The 14,666-nt window shown below is 59.7% G+C and carries 13 protein-coding genes; all 13 read right to left on the minus strand.

All coding sequences use genetic code 11. The features are described from left to right. Positions 1-122: 122 nt before the first annotated feature. Positions 123-1,328: a pitrilysin family protein gene (locus DCC24_RS04275; RefSeq protein ID WP_110098697.1), complete on the minus strand. Its 1,206-nt coding sequence runs from the start codon at positions 1,326-1,328 to the stop codon at positions 123-125. A 10-nt stretch (positions 1,329-1,338) separates the two neighbouring features. Further along, the gene (locus DCC24_RS04280; protein ID WP_110098698.1) at positions 1,339-1,689 is read right to left on the minus strand and encodes a hypothetical protein; all 351 of its coding nucleotides are present in this window, start codon (positions 1,687-1,689) and stop codon (positions 1,339-1,341) included. 383 nt (positions 1,690-2,072) lie between these two features. Beyond that, entirely contained in the window at positions 2,073-4,292 is a 2,220-nt protein-coding gene (locus DCC24_RS04285; protein WP_110098699.1) for a polyribonucleotide nucleotidyltransferase, read from the minus strand. A gap of 262 nt (positions 4,293-4,554) precedes the next feature. Continuing rightward, a complete protein-coding gene (gene rpsO / locus DCC24_RS04290) occupies positions 4,555-4,824 on the minus strand; it encodes a 30S ribosomal protein S15 (RefSeq protein WP_110098700.1) in 270 nt (89 codons plus the stop codon). A 119-nt stretch (positions 4,825-4,943) separates the two neighbouring features. Beyond that, complete coding sequence (locus DCC24_RS04295) at positions 4,944-6,164, minus strand: MFS transporter (RefSeq protein WP_110098701.1); 1,221 nt, start codon at positions 6,162-6,164, stop codon at positions 4,944-4,946. Between the two features lie 114 nt (positions 6,165-6,278). Next, positions 6,279-7,571, minus strand: coding sequence for an AI-2E family transporter (locus tag DCC24_RS04300; RefSeq protein WP_110098702.1), 1,293 nt, complete (start codon positions 7,569-7,571; stop codon positions 6,279-6,281). Positions 7,572-7,629: 58 nt separating this feature from the next. Next, complete coding sequence (locus DCC24_RS04305; protein ID WP_158524595.1) at positions 7,630-8,478, minus strand: class I SAM-dependent methyltransferase; 849 nt, start codon at positions 8,476-8,478, stop codon at positions 7,630-7,632. Then, positions 8,471-9,448, minus strand: coding sequence for a bifunctional riboflavin kinase/FAD synthetase (locus DCC24_RS04310; protein ID WP_110098704.1), 978 nt, complete (start codon positions 9,446-9,448; stop codon positions 8,471-8,473). Before DCC24_RS04310 ends, DCC24_RS04305 begins: the two co-directional genes overlap by 8 nt. Before the next feature lie 17 nt (positions 9,449-9,465). Further along, complete coding sequence (locus DCC24_RS04315) at positions 9,466-9,978, minus strand: hypothetical protein (RefSeq protein WP_369859887.1); 513 nt, start codon at positions 9,976-9,978, stop codon at positions 9,466-9,468. A 5-nt stretch (positions 9,979-9,983) separates the two neighbouring features. Continuing rightward, complete coding sequence (locus DCC24_RS04320; RefSeq protein ID WP_110098705.1) at positions 9,984-10,349, minus strand: hypothetical protein; 366 nt, start codon at positions 10,347-10,349, stop codon at positions 9,984-9,986. Next, positions 10,349-11,311, minus strand: coding sequence for a tRNA pseudouridine(55) synthase TruB (truB, locus tag DCC24_RS04325; protein WP_199446198.1), 963 nt, complete (start codon positions 11,309-11,311; stop codon positions 10,349-10,351). Before truB ends, DCC24_RS04320 begins: the two co-directional genes overlap by 1 nt. A 6-nt stretch (positions 11,312-11,317) precedes the next feature. Next, positions 11,318-11,755, minus strand: coding sequence for a 30S ribosome-binding factor RbfA (gene rbfA / locus DCC24_RS04330; RefSeq protein WP_110098706.1), 438 nt, complete (start codon positions 11,753-11,755; stop codon positions 11,318-11,320). A 105-nt stretch (positions 11,756-11,860) separates the two neighbouring features. Beyond that, positions 11,861-14,647 (minus strand): translation initiation factor IF-2, encoded by a 2,787-nt coding sequence (gene infB / locus DCC24_RS04335; protein WP_110098707.1) that lies wholly within the window; start codon positions 14,645-14,647, stop codon positions 11,861-11,863. Positions 14,648-14,666 lie beyond the last annotated feature (19 nt).

Raw genomic sequence — 14,666 nt, forward strand, 5'->3', positions numbered from 1 at the left:
GCCAGCTAACCCAAGTTTTCGCGCTCAAACTAGCTGAGGCACGACACTGCAGCCACGCGACCTCTCGCGCTCACGATCTGTGAGGCACGACTTACCCTTCGCGCTCAGTTTGACATGAGGCACTACGTGTATTGACCCGTGACGAGTTCGGCGCGTCCGAGTCGTGACATCCGTGCTTCGGTGTTTTCTAGTCCCAACACCACGTTTCCTGCGATTTGACCGTGGGCTCGTTCGAGCTCATCGGCGGTGACGCCTTTCTGCGCGAGCGTGTCGAGTTCTGTGCTCATGACCTCAATGACCTCGTCGGCTTTAGCTGGATGGCATCCGGCATACATTCCGAAGTAGCCCAGATCAGAGTAGCTGGCAGCAAAAGAATAGGTCGAGTAGGCCAGGCCACGCCGTTCTCGGATTTCTTGGAACAACCGAGAGGTCATCCCGCCACCGAGAATGACGTTCATCACCGTCATCGCGAACCGGCGTGGATCCACGGTATTCAGGCCCCGGCCACCGACCATCACCGCGGTTTGTTCTACTGGACGGGTAAGCGTGAGGCGTTCGGTGTTCATGACCGGGAATTCAGCGTGGTGGTCGCGACGCGGTGCCGGGGTCTGGATCAGGTTGCTTTCCGGACTCATCCATCCACTACGGCTCAGTGCGGCAGAAACCGTTTGCACCAGTTCTTTGTGGTCAAGCCCTCCGGCTGCGGTAATCACGAGTTGCTCGGGGCGGTACCACCGGTTGTAGTGGCTTACCATGTCCTCGCGACTGATGGAGTTGATCACCTCGGGGGTGCCACCGATGGACCGGCCGAGCGGGTGTCCGAGCAAGACCTGTTCGGCCAGGGATTCGTGGACCACATAAGCCGGGTCGTCGCTGTCGACGGCGAGTTCTTCGAGGATGACTCCGCGCTCGGTATCCATCTGCTCTGACTCGAGCAGTGGTGCGGTCACCATATCTGTGAGAATGTCTACCGCCATCGCGAGGTTGGTGTTGATCACCCGGGCGTGGTAACAGGTGGACTCTTTCGCGGTCGCAGCATTGACATCTCCACCGACCCGGTCGAAAGCTTCGGAAATATCCCACCCGGTGTAATTCGCACTGCCCTTGAACAGCAGGTGCTCAAGAAAGTGGGTTGACCCGTATCCTGATGGCTGTTCATCCCGCGAGCCCACCCCGATCCAAAATCCGATGGAAACGGCTTTTTGTCCGGGCATCACTTCGGTCAGGATACGCACACCGTTCTCCAGGACGGTGCGTTCAACGAGGTTACCTCCCCCACCGTTATAGATCACACCGGAGTACTGCGGGTCAATATCGATGGTGGCCATGCTGGGTAGTTTAGTGCCTGACTCCAGCCGGCAGTTCAAGTTCGAGCACCCGGTAGAATCCGGCGTCATCGATGACTGCATCCACCCGGGCATAGGTCGGGATGGTGCCCCACCGATCAGTGACGCTCGCGATAGCATCCTGCGCCAAGCGCACCTGATCTGCGGTAGCCTGCCACGGCGTGTTGGTTTCCTCGGCAAAGAGCGTGCCGATGATCGCTCCCGTTTCGGGAATGCTGACCCGCTTATTGGCAACGTGGCTAAATTCTCCAATGATGAATACCAGCAGCCATTCTCCCTCGGTGGCTACCGACTCAAGGGCTGGTGTGGTGGAACCGTGAGACGTACCGACTCCCCGCGCCAATGGCAGGTTTAATCACCACGACAGACTGCGGATGGCCACCGAGTGTTTCCCCAGGCTCGATCACCGTGATGGGGATTATAGCCACCCCGTCGTCCACCGGATCATCTCGGTCGGATTGGCCAGGGTGCTGGCCTGGCTAACGTGATCCGGCCAGGCGAGGAAGTCCTCTCGTCGGTCACTGTAGTCCCAGGTTGAACCCAACACCACCACGTCGAAGTACACCAGTCGACGTGTGCGTTATCCCAGTTCACCACCTGGAACCGGTGGCCAAGTTGCTCGCCGACTACGATCATCGGGGATTCGTCCTCATCTAGTCCGTGCGCGACAACGGCCCCCACCCATATCGAGTGCGGGGCCGTCATCGTGTCAGTCAAAGCCGGGAATTAGTCCTCATCGGACTCTTCGGTAACCGGGATCAGTGACAGCTTGCCACGGTCATCGACTTTGGTGATTTCGACCTGAATCTTTTGGCCAACACCTACGACGTCTTCAACATCTGCGACACGCTTGCCGTCGTTGAGCTTGCGCAACTCGGAGATGTGTAGCAGACCGTCCTTACCGGGGGTCAGCGAGATGAACGCGCCGAAGCTGGTGGTCTTCACGACCGTACCCAGGTAGCGCTCCCCGACCTCGGGAACCTGCGGGTTAGCGATGCTGTTGATCGCACCCCGGGCCGCTTCTGCGGCAGCACCCTCGGTGGCACCGATCAGCACCGTACCGTCATCTTCGATACTGATTTCAGCACCGGTGTCTTCCTGAATGGTGTTGATCATCTTGCCCTTCGGCCCGATGACCTCACCGATTTTATCGACCGGGATCTGTACGGTGAGGATCCGCGGAGCGTAGGGACTCATCTCGTCGGGGCCGTCGATGGCCGAGGCGATCACCGACAGGATGTGCAACCGCGCCTCGCGAGCCTGGGTCAGGGCGGCAGCCAGCACCGAGGCGGGAATACCGTCCAGCTTGGTGTCCAGCTGGATGGCGGTAACGAACTCGGAGGTACCGGCAACCTTGAAGTCCATGTCACCGAACGCATCTTCAGCGCCGAGGATGTCGGTCAGGGCAGCATAGCGCGTTTCACCGTCGACGGTGTCGGAGACCAGACCCATGGCGATACCGGCCACAGGAGCTTTCAGTGGCACGCCGGCGTTGTACAACGCCAGGGTCGAGGCACACACCGAGCCCATAGAGGTCGAGCCGTTGGAGCCCAGTGCCTCGGAGACCTGACGGATCGCATAGGGGAACTCTTCGCGGGAGGGGATGACCGGCACCAGAGCGCGTTCGGCCAGGGCGCCGTGCCCAATCTCGCGACGCTTGGGCGAACCCACACGGCCGGTTTCACCGGTGGAGTAGGGCGGGAAGTTGTAGTGGTGGATGTAGCGCTTATTGGTGACCGGGTTCAGCGAATCAATCTGTTGCTCCATCTTGAGCATATTCAGGGTCGTCACGCCCATGATCTGGGTTTCGCCACGTTCGAAAATGGCCGAGCCGTGCACGCGTGGCAGGACCTCCACCTCGGCAGTCAGCTTGCGGATGTCGGTCAGACCACGACCGTCGATCCGGACCTGGTCCTTCAGGATGCGCTGGCGTACTACCTGTTTGGTGACTGCACCGTAGGCCTTAGCGATTTCATCGGCACGCTCTTCGAACTCCCGGCCTTCACCGGTCAGTTCTTCCACGACTTCCTCGCGGTAAGCGTTGTCGGCCGACTCACGCTCGTGCTTATCGGCAATGGTGTAGATCTCACCCAATCGCGTGGAGGCCAGTTTCTCCACAGCCTGGTAGGCGTCTTCTTGGTAGTCAATGAACAGTGGCACATCAACGGGATCCTTCTGAGCCCGTTCGCGCAGGTCGGCCTGCGCCTCACACAGGGCGCGGATGAAGGGTTTGGCAGCTTCCAGACCGTCAGCGACGACCTCTTCGGTGGGCGCCTGAGCGCCCTGTTCTTTGACCAATTTCCACACGTGGTCGGTGGCTTCGGCTTCGACCATCATGATCGCAATGTCGTCATCGACCAGACGACCGGCGACCGCCATGTTGAACACGGCGTCGTCCAGTTGGGAGTGCTTCGGGAAGGCAATCCACTGGCGCTCTCCGGAGCCGTTGTCCATCAGCGCCATACGCACGCCACCGATCGGGCCGGAGAAGGGCATGCCGGACAGGCTGGTGGACATCGAGGCGGCGTTGATGGCCACGGTGTCGTAGAGCTCATCGGGGGCGATGGAGGTCACGGTGACCACGACCTGGACCTCGTTGCGGATGCCCTTCTTAAAGGCCGGTCGTAACGGGCGGTCAATTAGACGGCAGGTCAGAATCGCATCGGTGGAGGGACGACCCTCACGACGGAAAAACGAGCCGGGGATCTCGCCCTTGGCGTACTGACGCTCCTCGACGTCGACGGTCAGCGGGAAGAAGTCGAAACCTTCGCGCGGGCTATTGCCCACCGCGGTGGCCGAGAGCATCGACGTCTCATCATCGATGTAGACCATGGCCGACCCAGCAGCCTGCTGGGCCAACCGGCCGGTTTCAAAGCGCACCGTGCGCTTGCCGTAGGCGCCGTTGTCAATCACGGCTTCGGAAAACTTAATTTCAGGACCCTCCATGGGTCTCCTTTCGTGGTTTTCCACCTCAAGGCCTACCCCAGTCGGTCTTCGATCGAAGCCCTCGGATGCTGTGGGATAACCCACCGGTACGATACCGGTAGGACACCGCGGTTCCGAAAGCCACTGTCGAGGACCGCACACGAACGTGGCTGACCTATCAGTGGAGTTTCAGGGTTATTGACTTATCAGCATCGGCCTACTGTGGCCTGACACAACGAAAGCGGCGACTTGATCCCAAGTTCGCCGCCTTCGGTCAGATAGATCACTTACGCAGTCCCAGTCGCTCGATCAAGGAGCGGTAGCGCTCAATGTCGACTTTCTGCAGGTACTGCAACATGCGACGACGCCGACCCACCAGAGCCATCAGGCCACGGCGAGTGTGGTGGTCGTGCTTGTGCTCTTTCAAGTGCTCAGTCAGATCCGAGATACGACGGGTCAGCACGGCAACCTGAACTTCAGGAGAACCGGTGTCACCTTCGTGAGTCGCGTATTCTTGGATGATCTGCTGTTTAACTTCAGGGGCTAATGCCATGATAAAAACTCCTTGGAGTGTGCCGCGTTCAAGGACAACACTGCCAACCCGTGGGTTGCCAGCCAGTGCCCGCCACCGCGGACCGCAGCAAGCACCGGAATCAGTCTAACAGGTTTGTGTTACATTCCCCCACGCGGTATCCTGCCACGGTGGTACCGGCCGTGCACGAACCAATAGATCCCCAGGCTGGCCAGCATCAGACCGACGCCGGTTGCATACAGCAGACGATACCCCGAGTAGATAATCAACGATCCCAGCAACACTGGAGCGAGCGCCACCCCGGAGTCCAGCGCGAGAAAGTGGGTTGAGGTGGCCATCGAGACGCGTTCTGGTGTGGCCCGTTGGACTCCGACCACTTGCAAACAAGGCACAGCACCGCCAAATCCGCATCCGACCAGAATCCCGGCGAGCACTACGGCCCAGAGGTCTTGGGTGAGGGCAAGGAGTCCTAGCCCTGCCGCAAAACACAGCAAGAGACCGGGAACGACCGCGTTTTCACCACGCCGGTCTTGTAAGCGCCCAGCAAAGAGCCGGACCAGCAGCATCGCCACGGAGAACACTGCGAAGAAGATCGAGGCGCTGGCCGGTTCACCGGTGGAGATCATAAACGGTGTCAGATAGGTCATCACCGCCGAGTATCCAAGTCCGCACAACAACACCACCCCGGCAACAGGTAACGCGTCCAGGTCGACGATGGTATCGAACCGGACACCGCGCAACGTCTCTCGCTCGGTGGCTGAGATCTGCGGTTCGGGGACCTTCAGGATCAAGACCGCAATCAACGACAAGACCGACAACGCCCCGGTATAAGTAAACATCCACACCGGGTCAACCGACAGGCTCATCGGCACCGCGAGCAACGGACCAATCCCATTGGCGATGGTCCCCGAAATCCCAAAGTAGCCGATTCCTTCCGCGAGACGGTGGGCGGGAATCAACGAAATCGCCACGGCTGTAATGGCGGTATTAATCAGGCCGAAGGCCAGCCCGTGGATCAGTCGCACCGTAATCAGTAGGGGGTAGTTTATCGCCAGCAAGTAGAGCCCGGAGCAGGCTCCAAAGACGATCAGTCCCACTATCAGCACGCGCTGTCTACCGATCACGTCAATGTATTTCCCGAAGGCCAGCCGGGCCAGCGCTGCTCCCAGGACGTAGGCGCCCGCTGCGAAGCCGGCAGCGGTCTCCTCGACGGCGAACATGCGAATCGCATAGACCGCCATGAAGGTCATCAACGAGATGAAAACCAAAGAGACGAACAGCTGAACGCCAATGGTCAGCAAATAGGCGGGAGTAAACAGCCGTGGTGATGGTTCGATGGTGTGTGCCCCCTGAATAACCACACAACCGCGCGTGGGTCTACTCTTGGCTATTGACGCCAGAAGCTGACGGGCCAGACTGGATCTGAGGGCGGGCTGCGGTGTCCAGCGGAGCCACCCCGTTGCCGTGGCTACTTATTAAATGAGTGAATCCTCTTTGTTCACCGCTTCAGCGTCTTTGGCGGCCTTGCGCTTGTCATGCTCTTTCTTGCGCTCTTTTTTCGCCTGTCGCTCGCGTTCCTTATTTTCTTCGGCGACGCGGCGGATCTGATGCTGGGCCTGGTCGACTTTGTCATTTTCCCCATCACGTCCGGTCCAGACCTTGATGACTGCCCAAATCACCGCCACCAGAGGAACCGCTAGAATTGCGCCGATAATACCGGCCAGCACGGTGCCACCGGTCAGGGCCATCAAGATAATCAATGCGTGCAGTTTCAGAGTCTGCGACATCACTACCGGTTGCAGGAAGTTGCCTTCGAGCTGGTTGACCAAAATAACCGCGGCCAACACGATGATCGCCACCACCGGGCCGTTGGCGACTAGGGCAATCAGGGTGGCCAAAATGCCCGCCAGCGTAGCACCAACCATGGGGATGAACGAGCCCAGGAAGACCACCACCCCCAGCGGGATGGCCAGTGGAACCTGCAAGATCAACAGCGCGATAGTAATACCAACGGCGTCCACGGCCGCCACGATCGCGGTGCCACGAATGTATCCGCCGAATGTCCGCTGGGCGCGGTCACCGGAGGCGATCCACTTATCGCGGAAGTGCTCGGGCGTCCAGGAGACGAAGAAGGCCCAAATCCGGTCGCCGTCTTTCAGGAAGAAGAACAGGATCACCAGGAAGAGCACCAGCCCGGTGACAAAACTTCCGGCCGCACTGATCGTGTTGACGGCACCGGTGCCGAATTGTGGGGAGGTTAAGAAGCTCTGAATGGAGTTCAGCAGGCTATCGACCTGTTCCTGTTGGAGTTGAAGATCGGCATCGCCAAGCAGCTCATCAGCCCAGGCACGCAACTGATTGAAACCGTTGATGGCCTGATTGACCAGGGTTTCCCACTCGCTCATCACCGAGAACACCAAAGCGGTTCCGACACCGCCGAGCACTAGCAACGAGCCTAAGAACACGGACCAGGCGGCCAGCATGCTATTCATCACCGTGCGACAGAGTCGCACCAGTGGCCATAGCGCGCAGGCGATGATCAGGGCTAGCAAGGTCGGAATGACGATCAGGGTCAGCTGGAGCATCGCGAAGATCACCGCGATGGCGACGATACCGATCAGCAGGATTTGGGCTGCCCGGATACTGGTGCGTCCACAGACGTCGGTCCAAAGCTGTTTCAGGGAGAATCTGGGGATTCGCGTTGAGGTCTCCGCGGCTGGTTGAGCAGTCTCCGAGGCGTGTTCCGAGGAGTTACTGGTGTGTGTCATGCACTGATCCTGCTGGTATCCGGGTTGATCGACATCACGACTATAATACGTCCTGTGATCAGTCGCTAGCAGGCGATCTCCGGTGTACTTGGGTGCGCCAAGCGCTGGTCACATACGGGACGGCGATAGACTCCTCAGGCCGGTAGCCCAGATGCTGATGCAGATACCAGTCGAGGTTGTGGTGCATACGTTGGCGCTGTGTGTCGGTGGTGCGCATATAAAAGGATCGGGTCTGCATCAGCTGGTGAAGTTCTTGTGGTCCTAAGACGTCGTTCCAGTGCCACCATCGCCCTTCAGCGGGACGAAACGGCGGGACCAGTGCAGGGCTGAGCTCAACCGGGTGAACATCTCCGGCGTGCATGATCCGGGTCAAGCGGTGGACCCAGGGAATGGAGGTATCCAGCTGGTGGTGGACGATACCCAGTACGCCAGTGGGTTTCAACAGGGACGCTACCATTGTGCAGAGTTGGTCCGGGTCGAACCAGTGCCATGACTGGGCGGCCACGATCAGTGTTTGATCGCCGAGCCGTCGAGCGAGGTCCGGGTCATGACGGACCCGGTGGTCCAGGTCTTCGACGCTGAGTTGCAACACCTGCGCCTGGGGTAGTCGTTGGGAGAGAAACGCTGCCATCGACTCGGCCGGTTCCACAGCGGTGACGGTGAAACCATAGTCGACCAGCACCTGGGTGAACAGCCCGGTTCCGGCACCGAGGTCAAGAGCTGAGGCAGAAACCTGTAAGGGCTGGTCCTGCTCCTCCAGGAGAAAATCAATGATCTCTGGGAAATATCCGGGTCGCACCGAGTGGTAGGTCTGGGCGCTGGTGGAATGGTAGGAGGTACCGAAGGCGTGTCTGCTGTTGGTGTCGATGCGTGGCGCTGACTGCGGGCGAGACGGTGTATCAGCCATCGACGGCATCAACGGCTAGGGACCGGCCTTCCAAAACAGCTTGGGCTTGAGCCACGTCCTGACCCATTTGGGCGATGAGCTTCTCCACACCTTCGAAGGCGACCATGCCCCGAAGCCGGGCGACGAATTCCACGGTGACGATTTGTCCGTACAGGTCGAAGTCTTCTACGCGCTCTTCCTCGGGCCGGTTCATGATGTGGGCTTCCACGGTTCGTTGGACCCCTTCAAAAGTCGGGTTCGAACCTACGGAGATCGCGGTGGGCCAGCGGTGGTGATCTTGATCAATAAACCATCCCGCGTAGACGCCATCGGCTGGAATCATACCCTGTGCCTCATCGCTGAGGTTGGCGGTGGGAAAACCCAGTTCGCGGCCGCGTGCTTCGCCGTGAACAACTTCGCCACAGACTTCATGCGGTCGCCCCAGGATGGTGGCGGCGTCGGCAACTCTGCCTTCGGACAGGGCCTGGCGGACACTGGTGGAGGACCACCGCGAGTCAGTGCCGACTTCGGGGACTTCTACCACCTCAAATCCGTACATCGCCCCGAGCTCTCGCAACGTCGTGATATCACCGGCGTTAGCCTTGCCGAAGCGACAATCGGATCCCACCACGATAACCTGGGCGTTAAAGGTTTCGACCAGGGTGGTGCGCACGTATTCCTCTGGCGATTGGCTCGCGAAGTTCAGCGTGTAGTGCACCACGCACGTGGCGTCGGCACCGGCCCGTTGAATCAGGTTCAGCCGTTGTGGCAACGAAACAATAGGCACCAGGGGTTCTTCGGGATGGTGCACCAGTCTGGGGTGCGGATCAAAGGTCAGCACCACCGCTTGGAGTCCGCGGTCACGGGCGGTGTCAACGGTTGCTGTGAGCACCTCTTGGTGACCCCGGTGTACCCCGTCGAAATTGCCCATGGTCACCGCCGAGGGCGGTTGTTCGGCCGGCACCGCTGCCAGTCCTTGCCAAGCCTCCACTATTTGAGCGCCCCCCCCTATCGCCGTTGTGCTGAGACTACCGCCTCAGTGGTCTGGACGGTGTCAGCCTGGTGCGAGTCTGCGTTTTTCGGTGCGTGCTTGACCAGCCAGAACAGCCCCACGAAAGGCAGGATCAACGGAATATAGCCGTAACCCTCACCGAAGTGGCTCCAGATCGAAGCATGTTGAAATAGTTCCGGCTGTGCGTAGGACCAAATCCCCACGCCGATCACGCCCACCAGTTCCACGGTTACTGCCACCATAGCCACGATCCAGGCTTTTTTGCCGGGAATCGCCAGAGCAATGGTCGCCACGACATAGACCAGTGCGGAAAAACCTGACAACGCATAAGAGATCGGGGCTTCGTCGAACTTGGTGATGATCTGGTAGCTGGCACGGGCCATGGCAGAGAAGGCAAATACACCGTAGACAGCGACGATCAAACGACCGATCCCTTTATGACGGCGGTCCCATCGGGGCGACTTGGGGGCCGTTGAACGGTTCCCGACTGTGTTTGCAATTGAATCCACGTGCATCAATCTCCATACCATGCGTGCCAGATGACCTGCATGCGATGAATCATCACCAAAACGGTGGGGCCCATGGCTCCCAGCACCAGGTTAGACCATCGTGACTTATCGGTAATGGCCCAGAAAAAGGCCACCACTGGCAGTATAAGGGCGACCACGAGATAGCCCCAGAATTCCCAGAGTGGACCTTGGATCTCCACCGGTGAGATCGCCGCATAAATGCCGTAAATGACCAAGAAAATTTCGACGGCGCCGGCCGAGAGGATCGACAAATCATCCGGGAACGTGCGGATTATTGTCATCACAACACAGATCGCTAGGGAGCCCAGACAGATCGCTGTCGCTACCCAGAACCAAGCGTCTAGGACCATCAGGCCTCACCTTCTGTGTGGGTACGGTAATCGGTGACGAACACTACCTGAGGCTTGGCCCCGTAACCGGTTTTGGTACGAGCGTTTTCGATCAGCGCGATCACGGTGTCGCCACCATGGCGAGCTGCGTAGCATCGGTCGTCGTCATTGGGGCTAACCAGTCGCCCGAAACTCAGCGCTTCCGCCTCGTGGTCGCAGACTTCACGGACCGGGAACAGCTCGGAACAGGCCTGTGATAGCTCACAGTAGTCAAACCGACTTCCCAGCTGTTCTATGGTGTGGGCCTTATCGATAGTAAAGGGTCCCACCCGGGTGCGGCGCAGCGCGATCAGGTGCCCGCCAGTGTTCAAAGACTCGCCCAAGTCCCTGGCGAGAGCCCGGATATAGGTACCCGAAGAGCAATCTATAGCGACCTCGATATCAAGAATCTTTCCCTTGTCGAGACGATGAACTCCGGTGACCTTGAACCGAGATACGGTGACCCGACGTGCCGGTAGCTCGATCTTTTCACCGTCACGCACGCGCTGATAGGCTCGTTTGCCACCAACCTTGATGGCAGACACTGCCGAAGGGATCTGATCGATTTCCCCCGTCAGTTCTGCGATGGCGACCTCAAGACGGTCTCGAGTGACCGCGTTGGCGTATCTGCGATGAATGACCTCACCGTCAGCATCATCGGTCGTGGTATTGACACCGAGCCGGATGGTTGCGGCATAGGTCTTGTTCGTACCGGTGATGTGGGTCAAAAGGCGGGTGGCTTTATTGAACCCCACGACCAGTAAGCCTGTAGCCATCGGGTCCAAGGTTCCTGCGTGACCGACTTTCCGCGTCCCAGCGAGTTTGCGTAGCTTGGCCACCACATCATGAGAGGTCCAGCCGGTCGGTTTGTCCACCAGCACCAGACCCGAGACGCTTCGTCCCGGGGCCTGGGAGGTGTTGGAAGCGGAGGTGGAGAAGCTCACCACCCGTCAGTCTCCTGACCGGTGGTGGTCCGACGTGCGGTACGGATTCGCCTCGCCAGCGTACTGCGACTCGTCTCGGTTAGCGGCCAGTTCTTCATCACGAGCGCGCGCAGCACGCAGGATATCTTCCAGGTGTGCTGCGGCCTCCGGCACCGTATCCGGTACCAATTCCAGGGTCGGGACCAAACGGATGTTGAGTCCGCGACCCATTTCTCGGCGTAGCATGCCCCGGTGTTCGGTCATCGCCGCGTGACCGGCAGCGACCGTGTCCTCGTCGCCGTAAACGGTGTAGTAGACAGTGGCTTGTTGCAGGTCATTGGTGACTCTGGCGTCAGTAATGGTCACGTTTTCCACGCGATCATCTTTCACAGTTTTTTGCAGGGCTTCAGCCAAAATGACTTTGATCCGCTGAGCCAAACGTGCCGGACGGTTGTTATTTGCCATCGGCGACAACCTCTCTCATGCTGTGTTGTCTAGGGATCCCCCCTCCGACCCGGCCACTGCCATTGTGCGCTCACAGTCTCCGGGTCGGGGAGGAGATCGGCAGGACTAGCTCCGTGGCTTTTCCTGCATTTCGTAGTTTTCAATCACGTCATCGACCTTGATGTCGTTGAATTTGCCCAGGCCGATACCGCATTCGTAGCCGTCACGAACCTCGGTCACGTCATCGGTGAACCGGCGCAACGACTCGATACTGATATTGTCGGTGACCACCGCGCCGTCGCGGACCAAACGTGCCGATGCGTTGCGCTTAATCACACCGGACTGCACCAGAGAACCGGCAATGGTACCGGCCTTGGAGGAACGGAAGATCTCGCGAACCTCGGCACGACCCAGCACGACTTCTTCGTACTCGGGCTTGAGCATACCGCGCAAAGCATTTTCAATATCATCAATCGCGTCGTAAATGACCGTGTAAAAGCGCATATCCACGCCTTCGGCATCGGCCAGTTCGGTCACCCGCTCGGCAGGGCGAACGTTGAAACCAATGATGATCGCGTTGTCGACGGTGGCCAGGTTGACGTCGTTCTGGGTAATCGCACCCACGCCGCGGTGGATCACTCGCAACTGGACCTCGTCTTCGCCACCCACGTCGATCTTCATCAACGAATCTTCCAGCGCTTCCACTGGACCGGAGGCGTCGGACTTGATGATCAGGTTCAAGGTATCCAACTTGCCCTCGGCGACCGCCTGGTCGAATTCTTCCAAGGTGATCCGCTTGCGACGACGTGCCAACTGGGCGTTACGCTTGGCAGCTTCGCGCTTCTCAGCGATTTGACGGGCGGTGCGCTCTTCGTCGGTAACCAAGAAGTTGTCACCGGCCCGTGGCACGTTCGACAAGCCCAACACCTGGACCGGAGTCGACGGCTTGGCTTCGGAGACGTTCTGACCGTCATCACCAAACATCGCACGCACACGCCCGTAGGCGTCACCGCAAACCATGTTGTCTCCCACCCGCAAGGTACCGGACTCAACCAGGACGGTGGCCACCGCACCACGGCCCTTATCCAGGTTGGCTTCAATAGCCACACCGCGGGCGTCCTTATCCGGGTTTGCCTTGAGCTCCAGAGTCGCATCTGCGGTCAGCAACACAGCTTCGAGTAGCTGGTCGATACCCATCTTCTGCAACGCCGAAACCTCAACGAACATGGTTTCGCCACCGTATTCCTCGGGCACCAGCCCGTACTCCGACAGCTCACCACGGATCCGGTCGGGGTTGGCCTCGGGCTTATCCACCTTGTTGATGGCCACCACAATGGGCACATCAGCTGCCTGAGCGTGGTTGAGCGCTTCAACGGTTTGCGGCATCACACCGTCGTCAGCGGCGACGACGAGCACGGCGATGTCGGTGACTTCAGCACCGCGAGCACGCATGGCCGTAAACGCCTCGTGACCCGGGGTATCGATGAAGGTGATGGCACGCTGGTCGCCTTCAAGCTCCACATCGATCTGGTACGCACCAATGTGCTGAGTAATACCACCGGCTTCACCTTCCCGAACCCTCGAGGAACGGATGGCATCCAGCAGCCGAGTCTTACCATGGTCGACGTGACCCATCACGGTCACCACCGGCGGACGAGGATCCTGGTCCTCCTCATCTTCTGCGGCCTCTTCCGCTTCTAGATTGATGTCAAAGGACTCGAGGATTTCCTTGTCTTCGTCCTCGGGCGAGACGATCTGGACCTTGTACCCCAGTTCGTCACCGAGCACACCGAAGGTGTCCTCGTCCAGAGACTGGTTGGCGGTCGCCATCTCGCCTAGGTGGAACATCACGGTCACCAGTGCTGCCGGATCGGCACCAATTTTCTCGGCCAAATCGGCAATGGAAGAGCCGCGACGTAGCCGAATGACGGTGTTGCCATCGCCTTTGGGGACTTTGACACCACCGATCACTGGTGCTTGTTGCTCTACTTCTTGACGCTTTTGACGCTTCTTCGCCCGACGACGTCCTGCCCGGCCTCCTCGACCGAATGCGCCTTGAGCGTTGCCGTGACCGCCTGGACGACGGCCACCGCCGCCACCAGAACGACGGCCCCCCGGATGTCCCGGGCCCTTGTGTTGACTCGGCGGGGCCGGACGATCAATGTGTCCGGGCATCATCGCCGGTGAGGGACGCAAATTCGACGGCTTCGGCGCCGGCGAATCCTGGCGACTTGGCTTGGGTGCAGACCGCGGTTTATTACCACGGGGCATACCGGGCTTGGGGGCAGCTCCGCCACGAGGACGGGGACGTGGCCCACCCGGACGTTCTTCGGAAGACCGCATTCCCTGCTGAGGTGCGAAGGGGTTATTGCCCGGACGCGGCGCTCCGGGCCGAGGTGCCGGACGCGGTGCGGGGCGCGGGGTGGCGGCACCCTTCGGGCTAAACGGATTATTGCCCGGGCGCGGTGCCGGCTTCTTCCCGGAACCCCCCGGCTTTCCGGGTTTGGGGGCTGCCCCAGGACGCGGAGTCGGCGCGGCCGGCTTCGGTTTGGATTGGGAGGGCTTGGGAGCCTCAGGAGCCTGGGGGGCCTGCTCCTTTGACTTCTGCGCGGTCGGCTCAGTGCTCGGTCCCGCAGTGGTGGTCTTCTTCTGGCCTGGCTTGGTGGCCGGCTTCTTCGCCGGAGCAGATGGCTTGGCGGCCGGCTTTTTGGGCGCGGGCTTCTGGGCAGGCTTAGGCTTGTCCTCGGACGAAGCGTCGTCTTTGAATTCGGCCTTCAGCCGTTTCACGACTGGGGGTTCAATGGTTGAGGATGCGGAGGAGACGAACTCCCCCATGTCTTCCAATTTGGCAAGGGCCTCTTTCGAGGTGATCCCAAGTTGCTTGGCAACTTCGTGGACGCGTAGTTTCGCCACGACTCTCCTGTTCTGGACG

Source organism: Auritidibacter sp. NML100628, from assembly GCF_003185985.1.
Taxonomy (GTDB): domain Bacteria; phylum Actinomycetota; class Actinomycetes; order Actinomycetales; family Micrococcaceae; genus Auritidibacter; species Auritidibacter ignavus.